Source organism: Bradyrhizobium vignae, assembly GCF_004114425.1.
Taxonomy (GTDB): domain Bacteria; phylum Pseudomonadota; class Alphaproteobacteria; order Rhizobiales; family Xanthobacteraceae; genus Bradyrhizobium; species Bradyrhizobium vignae.
The window spans coordinates 1-17,054 of record NZ_RDQF01000050.1; the positions used below are offsets into that span (position 1 = coordinate 1).

The window sequence follows — 17,054 nt, forward strand, 5'->3', positions numbered from 1 at the left end:
AAGCACCGTTTCTTCGTCCCGACCTGCCGTCACAAAGACGCCGCGCGCCGCGGCCGTCAAAGGCTGGCCGTCGCCCTGGCCTCAACTCCATCTCCGCTGCCGCCAGGCCACGCCTTGACGGCCGCAAGCACGGCGTCATGCTACCCTCAGCGATCGGGCGAATCTAATGGTTGCTACGAGAGCGTGGACTACGCACTCACCATCGCATGAATCCGATCGCAATGCCGAACGAGATTCTCACGCGCATCGACGAAGGCCTTCAGCGGCGTCGGGATCGGGAAGAAATAGATGTTGGCGATGAAGCCGTAGATGCCGGCATCAACGCTCGTCGGCGCCGCGCCGTGCACGAAGCCTTGCACTGGGACGATCTCCGCCAGCACCTGCAAGTCGGCGAGCCCCCGCGCATAGGCCTGCTCGGGCGTGTAGCGGCCGATGCCCTGGAAGTGATAGCGCTGCGCGTTGTAGGCCTTGGCCTTCTCGAAGCCGGCAGCATCGATCTGCGGATGCTGCGCGATGAAGGCGTCGCGGAACGCCGGATAGAAGCGCTCGTCCTTCCAGCGCGAATAGGACATCACCCAGTAGAGATCGTCCAGCATGCGCGTGACGAAATGGTTGGTGCGGCGTGCGGCCTGCGACAGGCCGGCATCGATCGTCAGGCGATATTTCGCGGTCGCATGCGCGATGATGGTCTCGCTGTCGCCGATGGTCTCACCGTCGTCAACGACGTAAGGCAGCTGCCCGCGCGGCGCGGCGGAGGCATCGAACACGTGCTCATGCACGAACGGCACGCCCGCAAGCTTGAGGAAGGCGTAAACCTTGAGGCCGTAGCCGTTGTTGTCGGCGACACCGAAGAGGTCTGGGTAGGAGTAGAGGGTCAGCATGGGCGGGCTCCTCTGGGGTGGGGACCAGCATGCAGGGGTGTGGCGGCGGACGCAATGGGTGCCGCGTTCGTAGGGTGGGTTAGCCGCTCACGCGCGCGGTGGTTCAACACGCGAAGGCGCAAGGCGTAACCCACCACTTCTCCATCCACGGCGACAGAAGTGGTGGGTTACGCCGCACGGCCTGCGCTTCACGCAGCCGCGCGTCTAACCCACCCTACGAATTACGGACGCGACGCCGCGTTGAACACCGCCAGCTGCGCATCGAACGCGCGCCTGAACGCCGGCCGCGCCTCGCCGCGGGCGACATAGGCGGCGATATCAGGGAATTCGTCGAGCAGGCCCGACGTGTTCAATCGCCGCAACACGGTCACCATCATGAGATCGCCGGCGCTGAAGGCGCCGTCGAGCCAATCGGCCTCACTGATGTGGCGGGACAATTCGCCGAGCCGGACACGGACGCGGTCGTGCAACATCGGCAGGCGCTCGGCGTACCAGCCCTTGTCGCGCTCGAACAGCATGGCCATGGTGAGCTCGACGATCGGCGGCTCCACCGTGGCAAGCGCGGCGAACATCCACGCGATCGCGCGAGCGCGCGCGTTGGCATCCTTCGGCAGCAAGCCATCTTGGCGCTCGGCGATGTGGAGGACGATTGCCCCGGACTCGAACAGCGTGAGATCGCCATCCTCATAGGTCGGGATTTGCCCGAACGGATGCAGCGCAAGATGCGCCGGCTGCTTCATCGCCGCGAACGAGAGGAGGCGAACGTCGTAGGGCTGGCCGACCTCTTCGAATGCCCAACGGACGCGCATGTCGCGGGCGTGGCCCTTGCCGCGGTCGGGGGAGTTTTCGAAGGCGGTGATGGTGGGCATGGGGGGACTCCGGGGGATCGTGCTTTGGTTCGGAGGACGAACGACGGATGCGGCTTCCGACAGACTACGTGCGAAATATCGGCGGTGGCGTGCCCCGGACGCAGTGCAGCGCGCCCCTGGCGATGCGAAGCATCGTCCAGTGCGGCGTGATGCGCTGCAGAGCCGGGGCCCATGATCAGCAGCGGAAGTTCTGGGTCCCGGGTCTGCGCTGCGCTTGCCCGGGACACGAGAGCTGATGCAATCCGGCAGCGCCGTAGGGTGGGCAAAGGCGCGCTCTTCGCGCGCCGTGCCCACGTCTTGCGGGACCCACGGAAAGATCGTGGGCACGGCGCAAGAGCGCCTTTGCCCACCTTACGCAGCGATCCACTTGGCTAACTCACGCCACGGCTCCAGCGTCCAATGCCCGGATGCTGCACCCGACGGCGAGGGCAGCACGAATGTCTCCGGCCAGCTTGCATCGGGCGGCTGCCGCCCCAGCACAATCGCAGCCGACGGTCTGCCGTAAAACAAGCTCGCCGCCTTCTTGCTCGTGAACGCAATCGTTCGCGGCCGGTACGTCTCGATCTTCGCCCTGAAGCCCGGCACGTCGATCGCCTTCGCCGCGATCTGGTGATCCATCCCGGCGCCCGTCTTGCAGAGATCGGTGAAGCCGATCCCGAGCTCGATCAGCGACGCGAACTCGCCTGGCTGATAGCGCCGCGGCGTGATCCCGGCCTCATGGATCGCGCGCCAGAAGCGGTTGCCGGGATGGGCGTAATAGTGCCCGAGCTCGGCCGATCGCGTCGAGGCGGCGGTGCCGACGAAGACGAGGTGGAGGTTGGGACGGAGCTGGTCGGGGAGGCGGTGGAGCTTGCTATCGGACAAAATCAGTTATCCGTGGAGTTGTAGCCCGCATGAGCGTCAGCGAATGCGAGGCGACAAAGACCCCGAATGTCGCTACGCTCATCCGGGCTACGCTTGTTTCATCTGAGGAGAAAATGCAAGATCAGTTCGAATGGCCCGAGCCCGAGCACGAAGCCGACAAGATAATCTTGCGTAACGTCCGCAATCACGGCTGCCATATCACGGGCATACCAGATGCGAATCCATCGTTTTCATTTTCGATCGGTCTGCATCTGAACTATGGGCATCCCGAACTCATCATTTTCGGACAGAGAGCCGAAACGGCGCAGGCCATCATCAACCTTATCCGCGACCGCGTTGCAGCAGGGCATCAATTCGTCGATGGCGATGTCGCCGACGACATGCTGGAGAACGGCTACAAGCTCGGCTTCTGGCAGGTGCCGCTCGGTGTCTATCGCGAATATCTTGGCACGGCGATCTGGTTTTACCAGAAGTCGCGGTTCGCGTTCCCGTGTCTCCAAGTCATTTGGCAAGACGCCAATAGGCGTTTCCCCTGGGAAAAGGAATGCTCACCCACTGTCAAAAAGGATCAGCCGCTGTTGAAGAAAATGGTTTCTTGAAGGGATGCCTCGCAAAAAAGCCGGGCTTTTTGCCCGGCCTCTCAATTTTCAGATGGATGCCCGGGTCAAGCCCGGGCATGACGAGCTGAGCACCAGCCCCTCACAACACCCGATTACTCTCCTTCACCTTCTCCGCATCCAGATACAGGCTCTCGCCCATCTCCTTGAACTTCGCGCTCATCTTCGCCATGCCGTCCTCGGCGGTGCCCTGCATCGACATCCCCACGCTGTTCGGATCGTTCAGCGTCGCGGCGTAGTCCCGGACGTCCTGGGTGATCTTCATCGAGCAGAACTTTGGGCCGCACATCGAGCAGAAATGGGCGACCTTGTGGGCTTCCTTCGGCAGAGTCTCGTCGTGGAAGCTTTTTGCGGTGTCCGGATCGAGGCCGAGGTTGAACTGGTCGGTCCAGCGGAATTCGAATCGCGCGCGGGAGAGGGCGTCGTCGCGCAGCTGCGCGGCGGGATGGCCCTTGGCGAGGTCGGCGGCGTGGGCGGCGATCTTGTAGGTGATGACGCCGGTCTTGACGTCGTTGCGATCGGGCAGGCCGAGATGCTCCTTCGGCGTGACGTAGCAGAGCATGGCACAGCCGAACCAGCCGATCATGGCAGCGCCAATGCCTGAGGTGATGTGGTCGTAGCCCGGCGCGATGTCGGTGGTCAGCGGTCCGAGCGTGTAGAACGGCGCCTCGCCGCACTCCTTGAGCTGCTTGTCCATGTTGATCTTGATCTTGTGCATCGGCACGTGGCCGGGGCCCTCGATCATGACCTGGCAGCCCTTGTCCCACGCAATCTTGGTGAGCTCGCCGAGCGTCTCCAGCTCGGCAAACTGCGCGCGGTCGTTGGCGTCGGCAATCGAGCCCGGGCGGAGGCCGTCGCCGAGCGAGAACGAGACGTCATACTTGCGCATGAGGTCGCAGATCTCGTCGAAATGGGTGTAGAGGAAGCTTTCCTTGTGATGCGCCAGGCACCACTTCGCCATGATCGAGCCGCCGCGGCTGACGATGCCGGTGACGCGATTGGCGGTGAGGTGGATGTATTGCAGGCGCACGCCGGCGTGGATGGTGAAATAGTCGACGCCCTGCTCGCACTGCTCGATCAAGGTGTCCTTGTAGAGCTCCCAGGTCAGCTTGACCGGATCGCCGTTGCACTTCTCCAGCGCCTGGTAGATCGGCACGGTGCCGATCGGCACCGGCGAGTTGCGCAGGATCCACTCACGCGTGGTGTGGATGTTGCGCCCCGTCGAGAGGTCCATCACGGTGTCGGCACCCCAGCGGATCGCCCACACCATCTTCTCGACCTCTTCCTCGACCGACGAGGTCACCGCCGAGTTGCCGATATTGGCATTGATCTTGGTCAGGAAGTTGCGGCCGATGATCATCGGCTCGAGCTCGCTGTGGTTGATGTTGGAGGGGATGATGGCGCGGCCGCGCGCGATCTCCGAGCGCACGAACTCCGGAGTGATGAAGGCGGGCACCGATGCGCCGAAGCTTTCGCCGTCGGCAAGCGCCGCTTCCGCGCGTTCGAGCTGGGCCTTGCGGCCGAGGTTCTCACGCTCGGCGACGTAGATCATCTCCTTGGTGATGATGCCGGCGCGGGCGAATTCGAGCTGGGTCACCTTGTGGCCGTCGAGGCCGCGCAGCGGCTTGTGATAGGCCGAGAAGGCGCGGGCGGCCTTGTCGGTGGAGACGCTGCCATTGTCCTCCGGCTTGATCTGGCGGCCCTCATATTCCTCGACGCCGCCGCGCTCCAGCACCCATTGCTTGCGGTTGCGAGGCAGGCCGGCGTTGACGTCGATGGTTACATCAGGATCGGTGTAGGGGCCCGAGGTGTCGTACACCGGCAGGTTGGGCTCGCCGGCGCCTTCGGAGAGGATGATCTCGCGCAAGGGCACGCGCAGATCGGGCGCGGCGTCCGGTGTCGCGAAGATCTTGCGCGAGGAGGGCAGCGGGCCGGTAGTAACGGCGGGGACGGTCTTCTCGGGGTTGGAGCGGATGTTCATGGGATCCTCCGGTTTAATTCTGGTGTGCGTGCGTTTGAGCGACGGCGGTGAATTCTTGCTCCGTCATTGCGAGGAGCTCTTGCGACGAAGCAATCCAGACTGTCTCCGCGGAGGGATTCTGGATTGCTTCGCTTCGCTCGCAATGACGAGCGGAGAGAGTTTCGGTCATGCCGCCTCCTTTGACAGGCCGAGCCACTGCCGCACGCGCGCATCGGGGTCGGCATTCTGGGTGACGTCGCTGACGACGGCGATGGAATCCGCCCCCGCCGCAAAGATCTCCGCGGCGTGCTCGAACTTGATGCCGCCGATCGCAACCAGCGGGATGGTGCCGATGCGCTTTTTCCATTCCGTGATCTTGGGAATGCCCTGCGGCTCGAAACGCATCGACTTCAAGGTGGTGAAGAAGATCGGGCCGAGCGCGACGTAGTCGGGTTTTGCCGCGAGCGCGGTCGCAAGCTCCTCGTCGTCATGGGTGGAGATGCCGAGATTGAGGCCCGCCTCGCGGATGGCCTTGAGGTCGGCCTCGGCGAGGTCCTCCTGGCCAAGATGCAAGTACTTCGCGCCGGCGACGATCGCGGCGCGCCAGTAGTCGTTCACCACCAGCTTGGCTTGCGTGCCCTCGGTGATCGCCAGCGCGTCAGTGACGATCTGCAGCGCGTCGGCGTCGTTCAGCTCCTTGGCGCGCAGCTGGATGGTGCCGACGCCGAGCTTGGTCAGGCGCTCGACCCATTTGAGGCTGTCGACGACGGGATAAAAGCGATCAGGATACGCGTGGCGATCAGGATACGCGTGGCGATCAGGATACGGCATGCCAGAACGGGGTCCCAACGACAGGGGTGGAGGGGGAGGCGAAGTCGCGGGCGTTCATCAGCCCGGCCTCATAGGCGGTGCGGCCGGCATCGCAGCCGAGGCGGAAGGCATTCGCCATCGCGACGGGATCGGCGGCCTTGGCGATGGCGGTGTTGAGCAGCACGGCGTCATAGCCGAGCTCGAGCGCCTGCGCGGCGTGACTAGGCGCCCCTAAGCCGGCGTCGACCACTAGCGTGATGTCGGGCAGCCGCTCGCGCAACAGCTTCAGCGCATCGCGGTTGGTGATGCCTTTCGCGCTGCCGATCGGCGCGGCCCAGGGCATCACCACCTTGCAGCCGGCGTCGACCAGGCGATTGGCGACCGAGAGGTCTTCGGTGCAATAGGGGAAGACTTCAAAACCGTCCTTGATCAGGAGGCCTGCTGCTTCGACCAGGCCGACGACATCGGGCTGCAGCGTGTCGTTGTCGGCGATGACCTCCAGCTTGATCCAGCTGGTGCCGAACAGCTCGCGGGCGAGCTTGGCCGTCGTCACCGCCTCGCGCACGGTGCGGCAGCCGGCGGTGTTCGGCAGCACGGTGACGCCGAGCTCGCGGATCAGCTTCCAGAACGCATCGCCGGTCTTGCCGCCGCCGGATTCGCGCCGCAGCGACACCGTGACGATGTTGGCGCCGGAGGCGCGGATCGCGCTTTGCATGATCGCCGGCGAGGGATAGAGCGCGCTGCCGATCAGGAGGCGGGAAGGGAAGGTCTTGCCGTAGAAAGTCACCATGTTGAAGGTGTCTCCTTGAATGACGGTGTCATCCCCGCGAAAGCCGGGGTCCAGTATTCCCGAGGCCGTGCCGCAATGCGGAGAAGCCGCGGCGTACTGGATCGCGCGGTCAAGCCGGGCGATGACAGCGGAGTGTTTGGTGCGCGCCGGGGCGACGAATGGACAGCCACCATCCTCACCCTCCCTGCCGCGGCGTGATGATCTCGATCTCGTCGCCGGCCTTCAGCGCGGTCTCGGCCCAGCGGCTTTTCGGCACGACGTCGTAGTTGAGTGCGATGGCGAAATGGGTGCCTTCGTAGTCGAGCTCGGTGAGCAACGCGCCGACGCTGGCCGCGCTCACCTCGCGCTGCTCGCCGTTGACGATCACAAGCACTGCATCACCTCGTTGTCGATCTGGCCGCGATGGACATAGGCGAGCGTCAGCTCGGCGAGGGCCGGCGCGAGCAGGAAGCCGTGGCGGTAGAGCCCGTTGACGCTGATCCTGCTGTCGCGAATGCCGATGCGCGGCAGGTTGTCGGGAAAAGCAGGCCGAAGCCCTGAGCCGAATTCGACGATGCGCGCCTCGCCGAAGGCCGGATGCACCGTATAGGCCGCGCCCAAAAGCTCCAGCGCCGAGCGCACGCTGACGCCGGTGTCCTCCGCCTCGATCGAGGTCGCGCCCAGCATGAACAGGCCGTTCTCGCGCGGGATCACGTAGAGCGGCCAGCGCGGATGGATCAGCCGCACCGGGCGCGCCAGCTGCACCTCACGGGTCTCGATCAGGATCATCTCGCCCTTGACGCCGCGAAGCTCGCTCTGCTCGTCGCGCGCACTGATCCCGCGGCAGTCGATCACGATGCCGTCGAGGTCGTTTGCGCTGACGTCGCTGCAAAACTTGATGGTGCCGCCGGCGGCGCGGATGCGCTCGTGCAGCTTCGGCAGCACGCGCCGCGGCTCGACATGGCCCTCGGCGGGGAAGAACAGCGCGTCGCGGAAGCGGCCCTCCAGCGACGGCTCGAGCTCGGCAAGGCCCGCGGCATCGAGCCGGCGGTGATCCTCGGTCATGCGCGCAAAGCGCTCGAAATCGTTGCGCTCGCGCGGATGGGCGACCACGAGCGAGCCGTTGAAAGGCGTGTCGGGCAGCTCGCGCCGCCAGATGTCCAGGGAGCGAAGCCCCAATCGGCTGATGATGGGTTCTGCGACCTCGGCCTCGCAATAGGGCGCGAGCATGCCGCCGGCCCAATGGCTGGTCGAGTCCGTCATCGCCTCGTCACCGCGCTCGTGCAAGGTGACGGCGTGACCGGCCTGTGCGAACAGCAGGGCGTGCCAGGCGCCCGCAATGCCTGCGCCGATGATGGATACCGGTGAATCCGGCCGCTTGGTGGTCTGGTACATCCCTGTCCCTTCGCCGGCATGACCCGGATCAGGTTCAAAGGGTCACCGCGGTCTTGAGCAGCCGGTGTTGGCCGAATTGCCCATTTAGCGGTATCTCAGCTCCTCCTCGGAGCACCCCTCGGAACGGCGTCAATGTATGCCAGTGGGGCGGAGTGGTCAACGCGTGTTGGCACGGAACTGCACTGCAGCCGTGCCCCGGACGCACGCGCCTTTTGCGGCGTGGTGCGCTGCTGAGCGGGGGCCCATCTTCGTGGAGATGCTGGGTCCCGGCTCTGCGCAGCAACGCTACACGTTGCAGCGCGTCCGGGACACGGAAGTTACTTCGGCGCCTGCGCCCGCGCGTTACGGACGCCCTGTGCCAGCTTGCGATGCGGCGGCGTGCCGAACATCGGCTGCGGATTGCCGTTCGGCTCGAGCAAGGTCTCGCCCGCATTGGCGACCTGCATCGCCTCCTGGCGCTGGCGCTTTGCAGCGTAGTAATAGCCGCCCGCGAAATAACGCACGGCTCGGGCGTGGTCGCCGTTGGCGGCGCGATAGGCGCCGGCGAGGTACTTGACCGCATAAGTGAGGTTGGTGTTGGGATCGCGCAGGCCGGCGGCATCGCCGGTGTAGCCGACCCCGCGGGCGGTCGCGAGCTTGATCTGCATCAGCCCGATGGTGCCGCCACGGCCGACGAGGTGCGGCTGATAGCGGCTTTCGCGCATGATGACACGATGCACCAGCGCCTCCGGCACGCCGTTGGCGCGGGCATGGGCTGCAACCATCTCGGCGTATTCGGCTTCGCCGGCGAATGCAGCCTGCGGCATCATCAGCCCTGCCGCTGCAAGCACGGCAATACGCAAAATTTTCATCGAAATATTCCTCGGCAGAACGGACCTGCACCCTCGCGCGTTAGGCAGTGGGAACACGGCGATGATGTGGCGAAACGTCACCCGCGGCGATTTTCGCCGGCTCGTCGCTTTTACGACTTAAACCTGGGTTAAGCTTGGAGCTGGCGGCGCGCCCTTACGCGACAGCGGGTCTGTCCATTGGCGCATTCGCCCAAAATCGCTGATCCAAACCAGCACTCGGGAGGACGTCCATGACCCCAGCAGACATCGACGACATTCCCAGGCAGAACCCTTGTGCACAATGTGGCACACCGATCCCGTTCCCGGACTGGATCGAGCCGGGCGAGGGGCGCGTTTCCTATCTCTGGAAGTGCCAGGCCTGCGGCTACCGCTTCGAGGCGGTCGCGATCTTCGATGAGCACGCGATCGAGCATCCGCCGCTCGCCGCCTGAGGCTTTGCCACACATCGCGATCTCGTCACCTCTCCCATGGGGAGAGGTCGGCGCGTAGCGCCGGGTGAGGGGGTGCGTTCTCTCGTGGGATCTGCACCCCCTCACCCGATTTGCTACGCAAATCGACGTCTCCCCGCTTGGGAGAGGTGAAAAAAGAAGTGCCTCAGCCGCCAGCCGCGGCTCCCGACAGACCGGCAATTGCATGCGCACGATCAAGCCGTGCAGCTTGCGGTCGTGCAGCGACAGCTTCCAGGTCGGCGCGGTCCTCGCCGCGGTCATGCTTCACCCAGGGCGCATGATCAATCGGCGGGGAACCGTGCGTCGCAAAATGTTCCTGAGTGACGCAGGAACAAGTCTCGTGAATTCTCCGCTCGCGCATTGCGCAACGAAATTGCGGTGCGCACGGAACTGCGCGTGATCAGCGCTGTTCTCTCCACACAAGGTTTTCGTTGAAGGAGAGGACAACATGATGAAATCGATCGTTGCCGGCCTTGCCGGCACAGCACTGCTGGCGACCGCTGCGTTCGCGCAAGCGCCGACCGCGACCACCGACAAGGCGGCACCGGCGGCCACCGCCACGACGACGAGCGCGTCCGACCAGTGGCGCGTGTCGAAAATGTCGGGCGTGAAGGTCTATAACGAGGCCAACGAGAACATCGGCTCGATCAACGACCTCTTGATGGACAAGAGCGGTAACGTCAAGATGGCCGTGATCGGCGTCGGCGGCTTCCTCGGCATGGGCGAGCACCTCGTTGCGGTGCCTTACGAGAAACTGAAGTTCGTCAACGAGCCCGTCGCCTACACCGGCACGGCCGCCACCAACCCGCCCGGCCGGCCGGCCTCGACCACGACGACCGGCGCAGCGACCGGAACCGACAAGACCGCGACGACCACGACGTCCGCGTCGAAGTGGTACCCCGACCACGCCGTGTTCAATGCGAGCAAGGACGAGCTGAAGAACATGCCCGAGTTCAAGTACTCGGAGTAATGGACTTCTAGTCGGCTGAACGAAGCGCGCCTGGTTTCCACCGGGCGCGCTGTCGTGTCTTCGTCATTGCGAGGAGTTCTTGCGACGAAGCAAATCCAGACTGTCGCCGCGGAGGGATTCTGGATTGCTTCGCTTCGTTCGCAATGACGGAAGTTGCGGAGGCTAATGCGTCACCAGCGGGCAGCCGCCCTTGTCGAGCGGGCGGAAGGCCTCGTCGCCGGGCACGGTGGCGATCAGCTTGTAGAGGTCCCACTCGCCCTTGGATTCCTCGGGCTTTTTGACCTCGAACAAATACATGTCGTGGACCATGCGGCCGTCGATGCGGATCTTGCCGTTCTTCGCAAAGAAGTCGTTGACCGGAGTCGCGCGCATTTGCTCCATCACCTTCGGCGCCGCGTCAGTCTTGATCGCGTCGATCGCCTTCAAATAGTGCATCGTTGCCGAATAAAGGCCGGCCTGGATCATGGTCGGCATGTGCCCGACCTTCTCGTTGAAGCGCTTCGAGAACGCGCGCGTCTCCTCGTTCATGTCCCAGTAGAAGGCGTCGGTGACGATCAGGCCTTGCGTCGACTTGATGCCTAGCGAATGCGTGTCGGTGATCTCCTGCAAGAGCGCGATCATCTTCTGGCCGCCCTGGGTCAGACCGAATTCGGAAGCCTGCTTTAGGGCATTGGTGGTATCGCCGCCGGCATTCGCCAGCGCGACGACCTTGGCCTTGGAGGCCTGGGCCTGCAGCAGGAATGAGGAGAAGTCCGACGAGTTGAGCGGATGGCGGACGTCGCCGAGCACCTTGCCGCCACTCTCCTTGACCACGTTGGCGGCGTCGCGCTCCAGCGCCATGCCGAAGGCGTAGTCGGCGGTGACGAAGAACCAGGTGTCCTCGCCGCGCTTGACCATTGCCTTGCCGGCGACGTTCGACAGCGCATAGGTGTCGTAGGTCCAGTGCACGGTATTGGGTGAGCAGGCGGTGCCGGTGATGTCGGACGAGCCACCGCCGGAATTGATGTGGATCCTGTTCTTCTCGCGCGTCAGCGCCGAGACCGGCAGCGCTACCGATGACGTCGGCACGTCGAAGATCGCGTCGACCTTGTCGTTGTCGTACCAGTTGCGGGCAATGTTGACGCCGACGTCGGGCTTGTTCTGGTGATCGGCAGCGACCACCTGCACCGGTTTGCCCGCGACCTTGGCGCCGTAATCGGCGACCGCCATTTCGACCGCGGCGAGCGAGCCCTTGCCGGTCGCGTCCGCATAGAGGCTCGACATGTCCGTGAGCACGCCGATCTTGACGACGTCGTCGGAGATCTGGGCGTGCGCGGCGCCGGAAGTCGCGGCGAGCGCGAGGCCGGCCGCGACGGCGGCGAATAGCTTTTGCATCGTGTTTCTCCCTGTGTGTTGTTGTTGGAGCGTTGTTGCGGGGACGGTTGTAGCGGCAATCGGTCGCGGCAGCTAAGCGGCGCGCGTCATAGCGGAATGCAAAATCAGAAGGGGCGGGGTGTTCCCTTCGCCTCTCCCCGCCTGCGGCAGGATAACCGCATATGGGAGAGAGTCCCCCTGTGGCATCCTTCGAGACGCCCGCCGTTGGCGGGCCCTGAGGATGAGGACCGAGTGTGCGGCAGTCGTTTCAACAAGCACCGATGCCGCTTAGCCTCATCCCTGAGGAGACCGCGGAGCGGTCGTCAAGGACGAGCCGCGCGCTTAGGTTGCGCAGAATGCCATATGTGATTGCCATTCCGCGCGCGGGGAGAAGGAGGAGCGCCGCCTTTCAGCCGCCGCCCTTGAGCCGTTCGTTACGCCGGCGCAAGCCTTCCAGGGTGGCGAGGAGGATGACCGAGACCGTCGTCAAGATCACCGCCGCTGCCGTGATGGTCGGGCTGATGTTCTCGCGGATGCCGCTGAACATCTCGCGCGGCAGGGTGCGCTGCTCGGGACCTGCCATGAACAGCACGATCACCACCTCGTCGAAGCTGGTCGCGAAGGCGAACAGCGCGCCTGAAGCGAGGCCAGGCAGGATCAGCGGCAGGATCACGCGGCGGAACGCGTAGATTGGCGAAGCACCGAGCGAGGCGGCGGCGCGGGACAGATTGGTGTCGAAGCTTTGCAGCGTCGCACCGACCGTGATCACCACGAACGGCGTCGCCAGCGCGGTGTGGGCCAGGATCAGGCCGAGATAACTGCCGGTCAGTCCGATCGGCGCGAAGAAGAAATACAGGCCCACCGCGGTGATGACCCCGGGCACGACCACCGGCGACAGCACGAAAGCCAGTACGAGCGGCTTGAACCGGCTCTTCCACTGCGCCAGCCCCAGCGCGGCCAGCGTGCCAAGCACCATCGACAGCGCCGTCGAGGCGACGCCGATGATCATGCTGTTCTTCAACGAATGCATCCAGCGCGGCGAAGTGATGAAGTCGTCGTACCAACGCAAGGACAGGCCCGGTAACGGATAGGTCAGGTACGAGCCCGAGCTGAAGGACAGCGGCATGATCGCAAGGATGGGCGCGATCAGGAAGATGAACACCAGCGTCGAGACGACGATGGTCGCGGTCCACGCGATGCGCTGGCTGGGCGTGCGGAGGGAGGAATTGTCGCTCAATTCTTCATGCCTCCCGTGACCTGCTGTCCCTGTACCAGCTTGCCGTAGACGAGAGCGAGCAGAACGGTGGCCAAGAGCAGCACCGCCCCCAATGCCGAAGCAAGGCCCCAATTGGCCGTCTCGGTGGTGTAGAGTGCGATGAAGTAGCTGATCATCTGGTCTGCGGCGCCGCCGACCAGGGCCGGCGTGATGTAATAGCCGAGCGCGAGGATGAAGACGAGCAGACTTCCCGCGCCGATGCCGGGCAAGGTCTGAGGCAGGTAAATCCGCAGAAAGGCGGTGAGGGGAGGCGCGCCGAGCGAGGCGGCGGCACGCATGTATGCAGGCGAGATCGCCTTCATGCTGCTGTACAGCGGCAGGATCATGAACGGCAGGAGAACGTGGGTCATGGCCACGCAGACGCCGAAGCGATTGTAGATCAGGCGCAACGGTTCGTCGATGATGCCAAGCCAGTGCAGGCTGTCGTTCACGATTCCCTTGCTCTGCAACAGCACGATCCAGGCGCAGGTGCGGACCAGCAGAGACGTCCAGAACGGCAGCAGGACGAAGATCATCAAGAGGTTCGACCGGACCGGCGGCAGCGTCGCCAGCAAGTAGGCGACCGGGAAGCCGAGGATCAGGCAGAGTGCCGTGACACCGAGGCTGATGAGGAAGGTGCGGGCGAAAACCTCGCGGTAGATGGCCTGATCCTTCGGGGCTGCGACGATCGCGCCGTCCGCGTTCCGCGTCAGGTCGAGCGCGGCGAGAAGGTAGAATCCGGTGATGGGACCACCGGCGTCCTTGATCGTCGCCCAGGTGGCGCGTTCGCGCCAGGCCGGGTTGATCTTGCCCAACGTCTCCTTGGCCGTGCCCGGCTCCGGAGCCGCCTTCAGATTGCGCGCCGTGCTGGTCAGGATCGTGCGGAAGCCGTTGAGTGCGTAGTTCAGCCGCTTGGCCGCGATGGCGATGCTGCCGGCACCACGCGCCGCCATGATGTCGCTTGCCAGCGCGGCATAGGCCTTTTCGTTGGGGAGGTCCTTGCCGTCCCAGTCCGCGAGAACAGCTATGGTTTGCGGCAGAACCTGGCGCACCTCGCGGTCATCGACCGCGCGCCAGAGCATGCCGGCGATGGGGCCTGCGAAGGTGAAGAGCAGGAAGACAAGAAGCGGCAGGACCAGCGCCAATGCCTTGACTTGGCGTGCCCGCTCCGCTCGCCTCAACTGGCGCTTGAGCGGCACTTCGGTCTCGGTCAGGGACGCCGCTGTCATGGCGCGAACCTCTTTGACCGGACGTCCCCCGCCATTTCCGGGCGGGCAATCGCATATGGCATTTCGGGCCGGTCTGAGCGCGCGCCTCGTCCTTCGAGACGACCGCTTGGCGGCCTCCTCAGGATGAGGCTCCTCGACATCGGTGTCTGTAAAGTCGCTGCCACAGACTCAGACCTCATCCTGAGGGCCCGCCATGGGCGGGCGTCTCGAAGGATGCACCGCGGGCGAGCTATCCGCCACGTTTTTCCCTCCGCCTGCGCCGCACGCCGGTGCTGTCGGGACCTACTTCGCTGCCCATTTGTTGAAGCGCTCGGTCAGGCGGTCGATGTTCTCGAGCCAGAAGCCAACGTTGATCTCGACCGCGTTCTTGATGTTGTCAGGCGCTGTCGGCAGGTCCTTCAGGACGGCGGGCGCGAGCCGGCCGGCGGCGTCCTTGTTCGAAGTGCCATAGGCGATGTTCTCCGAGAGCTTGGACTGGTTCTCCGCCTTGCCGACGAAGTCCAGGAATTTGTAGGCCGCGTCCTTGTTCGGGCTGCCCTTCAGGATCACCCAGCTGTCGAGGGTGAACAGCGCGCCGTCCCACACCATGCCGAAGTTTTTCTTCTCGTTCTTGTTCGCGGTGTCGATGCGGCCATTATAGACCGAGGTCATCGCCACCTCCCCGGAGGCGAGCAATTGCGGCGGCTGGGCGCCGGCCTTCCACCACACGATGTCGCCCTTGATGGTATCCAGCTTCTTGAAGGCGCGATCGACGCCTTCGTCGGTCGCCAGCACCTTGTAGACGTCCTTTGGTGCGACGCCGTCGGCCATGAGGGCGATCTCCAGCGTGGTCTTCGGGCCCTGGCGCAAGGCGCGCTTGCCGGGAATCTTCTTGGTATCGAAGAAGTCGGCCCAGCCTTGGGGTGCCTCCTTCAGCTTGTCCTTGTCGTAGCCGAGAACGAAATCGTAGAGGATGGCGCCGACGCCGCAAGGATTGACCGCCGGCGGGATGTAGGCGGCCTCGCCGCCGATCTTGGAATAGTCCAGCTTCTCGAACAGGCCTTCCTCGCAGCCGACTGCGAGCTCGTCGCTTTCGACCTGGACGACGTCCCAGGTGGCGGCACCACCCTGCACCTTGGCGCGCAATACGCCGACGCCGCCGTCCCAGGCCTCGTCGTTCATCGCAACGCCTGTTACCTTCTTGAACGGCTCGAAATAGACTTTCTTCTGAGCATCCTGATACGCGCCGCCCCACGATACGACGGTGAGATCGCGCGCTTGCGCAACTGTCGCCAGCGCAGCACTGGCGCTCAGTGCCGCGGCGAACCCCAGAGCGATCTTGCGATTCAGCATGGTCTTCGTTCCTTCTTGTGTGAGTTGCGTCGAGATTGATTGTTTCATGTCCGCTTTGCGTTGGATCAGACGGGGTCGAGAGCCAGGCAATCCTCGGGGCGGAAGGTGATGAAGACGCTTTCCCCTTGTGTGAGGCTGTGATGCGCTCCCGGTTGAAGCTTGACCATGAACTCGCCGTTGCCGGCGACCTCGAGTACGGCCAGCGCGTGGTCGCCGAGATAGATCGTGTTCTGGACTTTTGCCGGCAGGCGATTGACCCCGTCGCTGGTGCTGCCGTCCGGGACGATGGCGATCCGCTCCGGCCGCACTGACAGCGAGGTCGACGCACCCGCGCCTGAGATGTTGACAGCCCGCGCGGTCACGGCGCCGCCTCCGGCCAGCACAACCCGGCAAAACTCCTTGTCGATCGTCTCGACGGTGCCGGCCAGCACATTGTTCTCGCCGATGAAGTGAGCGACGAAGCTGTTCACCGGATGCTCATACAGCGCGTCGGGCCTGTCGATCTGCTGCACGATGCCGTCGTTGAACACGGCGATCCGATCCGACATCGTGAGCGCTTCACTCTGATCGTGGGTGACGTAGACGATGGTGATGCCCATCGTCTCGTGCAGCTGCTTGATCTCCAGCTGCATCTGCTCCCGCAGGCGCTTGTCCAGGGCGCCGAGCGGCTCGTCCATCAGCACGAGCTGCGGATTGAAGACCAGCGCGCGGGCCAGCGCCACGCGCTGTTGCTGGCCACCGGACAACTGCCCGGGCCGCCGCTGCGCCAGGCTTTCCATCTTGATCATGCGCAGCGCCGCGCTGACGCGCTCCTGCACGTCCGCCTTGCTCGTGTTGCGAACGGATAGTGGAAAGGCGATGTTCTCCGCGATGGTCAGGTGCGGAAACAGGGCGTAGTTCTGGAACACCATGCCGATGTCGCGCTTGTGCGGCGGCACGTTCTTGATCGGGCGGTCCGCGAGGTAGATCTCGCCATGGGTCGGCACCTCGAAGCCGGCCAGCATCATCAGCGTGGTGGTCTTGCCCGAGCCCGACGGGCCGAGCAGGGTGATGAACTCGCCCTTCCTGATGTCGAGATCGAGGTTCTTCACCACGAGATGCTCGCCATCATAGGTCTTCTGAATGCCGGAAAAGCGCACCAGCGCCGGCGCGGGTGTGACCATGCCGGCTTCCATGTTGTCCTCGCGTTGTCCCCTACCGTGCCGTGCGAGATTAGCATCCTCCAGCGAGAATGCCAGCGGCGCAAGCGACGAAGAGGCGTGCGAGGCCTGGTGAGTGGGCAAGGCATCGCATGCGACTCGTCGCGGAGGCCTGCGCGCACGCCTCGTCCTTCGAGACGGCGCTTACGCGCCTCCTCGGGATGAGGCAAATCGGCGGCAGGGCTCGTTGAGACTGCAGCCGCGCACTCCGTCCTCATCCTGAGGAGCCCGCCTAAAGCGGGCGTCTCGTA

Annotated in this window: 17 protein-coding genes and 1 riboswitch; of the genes, 3 read left to right on the plus strand and 14 right to left on the minus strand. The window is 64.3% G+C overall.

The window, feature by feature from the left end; genetic code table 11:
* Window positions 1-188: 188 nt before the first annotated feature.
* The 3 genes from EAV90_RS30150 to EAV90_RS30160 form a co-directional block, all read right to left on the minus strand.
* A complete protein-coding gene (locus EAV90_RS30150) occupies window positions 189-881 on the minus strand; it encodes a glutathione S-transferase family protein (RefSeq protein WP_129145539.1) in 693 nt (230 codons plus the stop codon).
* Between the two features lie 221 nt (window positions 882-1,102).
* Entirely contained in the window at window positions 1,103-1,750 is a 648-nt protein-coding gene (locus EAV90_RS30155) for a glutathione S-transferase family protein (protein ID WP_164937170.1), read from the minus strand.
* Between the two features lie 351 nt (window positions 1,751-2,101).
* Window positions 2,102-2,614: a mismatch-specific DNA-glycosylase gene (locus tag EAV90_RS30160; RefSeq protein ID WP_129145540.1), complete on the minus strand. Its 513-nt coding sequence runs from the start codon at window positions 2,612-2,614 to the stop codon at window positions 2,102-2,104.
* A 29-nt stretch (window positions 2,615-2,643) separates the two neighbouring features.
* Between EAV90_RS30160 and EAV90_RS30165 the strand changes: the two genes are divergently transcribed.
* A complete protein-coding gene (locus EAV90_RS30165; RefSeq protein WP_129145541.1) occupies window positions 2,644-3,213 on the plus strand; it encodes a DUF4262 domain-containing protein in 570 nt (189 codons plus the stop codon).
* A 100-nt stretch (window positions 3,214-3,313) separates the two neighbouring features.
* Here EAV90_RS30165 and thiC read toward each other — a convergent pair whose 3' ends face one another.
* The 6 genes from thiC to EAV90_RS30200 form a co-directional block, all read right to left on the minus strand.
* Window positions 3,314-5,212, minus strand: coding sequence for a phosphomethylpyrimidine synthase ThiC (gene thiC / locus EAV90_RS30170; RefSeq protein ID WP_129145542.1), 1,899 nt, complete (start codon window positions 5,210-5,212; stop codon window positions 3,314-3,316).
* A gap of 165 nt (window positions 5,213-5,377) precedes the next feature.
* Window positions 5,378-6,022: a thiamine phosphate synthase gene (locus EAV90_RS30180; RefSeq protein ID WP_122401927.1), complete on the minus strand. Its 645-nt coding sequence runs from the start codon at window positions 6,020-6,022 to the stop codon at window positions 5,378-5,380.
* Complete coding sequence (locus EAV90_RS30185; RefSeq protein ID WP_129145544.1) at window positions 6,009-6,791, minus strand: thiazole synthase; 783 nt, start codon at window positions 6,789-6,791, stop codon at window positions 6,009-6,011. The genes EAV90_RS30180 and EAV90_RS30185 overlap by 14 nt, the downstream gene beginning before the upstream one ends.
* A 175-nt stretch (window positions 6,792-6,966) precedes the next feature.
* Entirely contained in the window at window positions 6,967-7,164 is a 198-nt protein-coding gene (gene thiS / locus EAV90_RS30190; RefSeq protein WP_122401929.1) for a sulfur carrier protein ThiS, read from the minus strand.
* Entirely contained in the window at window positions 7,155-8,165 is a 1,011-nt protein-coding gene (locus EAV90_RS30195) for an FAD-dependent oxidoreductase (protein WP_129145545.1), read from the minus strand. Before EAV90_RS30195 ends, thiS begins: the two co-directional genes overlap by 10 nt.
* Window positions 8,153-8,294: riboswitch (TPP riboswitch) on the minus strand. Its footprint overlaps the gene before it by 13 nt.
* Before the next feature lie 188 nt (window positions 8,295-8,482).
* Window positions 8,483-9,016 (minus strand): lytic transglycosylase domain-containing protein, encoded by a 534-nt coding sequence (locus tag EAV90_RS30200; protein WP_122401931.1) that lies wholly within the window; start codon window positions 9,014-9,016, stop codon window positions 8,483-8,485.
* Window positions 9,017-9,246: 230 nt separating this feature from the next.
* On the opposite strand from EAV90_RS30200, the gene EAV90_RS30205 reads away from it, so the two are divergent.
* Together EAV90_RS30205 and EAV90_RS30210 are read left to right on the plus strand one after the other, a co-directional pair.
* Complete coding sequence (locus EAV90_RS30205) at window positions 9,247-9,447, plus strand: hypothetical protein (RefSeq protein WP_122401932.1); 201 nt, start codon at window positions 9,247-9,249, stop codon at window positions 9,445-9,447.
* Between the two features lie 466 nt (window positions 9,448-9,913).
* Window positions 9,914-10,435, plus strand: coding sequence for a PRC-barrel domain-containing protein (locus tag EAV90_RS30210; protein ID WP_122401933.1), 522 nt, complete (start codon window positions 9,914-9,916; stop codon window positions 10,433-10,435).
* A 162-nt stretch (window positions 10,436-10,597) separates the two neighbouring features.
* Here the strand turns inward: EAV90_RS30210 and EAV90_RS30215 are convergent, their stop codons facing one another.
* From EAV90_RS30215 to EAV90_RS30235, 5 genes are all read right to left on the minus strand, one after another.
* On the minus strand, window positions 10,598-11,809 hold the full coding sequence (locus EAV90_RS30215) for an ABC transporter substrate-binding protein (RefSeq protein ID WP_129145546.1): 1,212 nt from the start codon (window positions 11,807-11,809) through the stop codon (window positions 10,598-10,600).
* 388 nt (window positions 11,810-12,197) lie between these two features.
* Entirely contained in the window at window positions 12,198-13,025 is an 828-nt protein-coding gene (locus EAV90_RS30220) for an ABC transporter permease (RefSeq protein WP_162500166.1), read from the minus strand.
* Window positions 13,022-14,272 (minus strand): ABC transporter permease, encoded by a 1,251-nt coding sequence (locus EAV90_RS30225; RefSeq protein WP_129145547.1) that lies wholly within the window; start codon window positions 14,270-14,272, stop codon window positions 13,022-13,024. The genes EAV90_RS30220 and EAV90_RS30225 overlap by 4 nt, the downstream gene beginning before the upstream one ends.
* 282 nt (window positions 14,273-14,554) lie before the next feature.
* Complete coding sequence (locus EAV90_RS30230) at window positions 14,555-15,604, minus strand: ABC transporter substrate-binding protein (RefSeq protein ID WP_129145548.1); 1,050 nt, start codon at window positions 15,602-15,604, stop codon at window positions 14,555-14,557.
* 65 nt (window positions 15,605-15,669) lie between these two features.
* The gene (locus EAV90_RS30235) at window positions 15,670-16,779 is read right to left on the minus strand and encodes an ABC transporter ATP-binding protein (protein WP_122401937.1); all 1,110 of its coding nucleotides are present in this window, start codon (window positions 16,777-16,779) and stop codon (window positions 15,670-15,672) included.
* Between the last annotated feature and the right edge of the window lie 275 nt (window positions 16,780-17,054).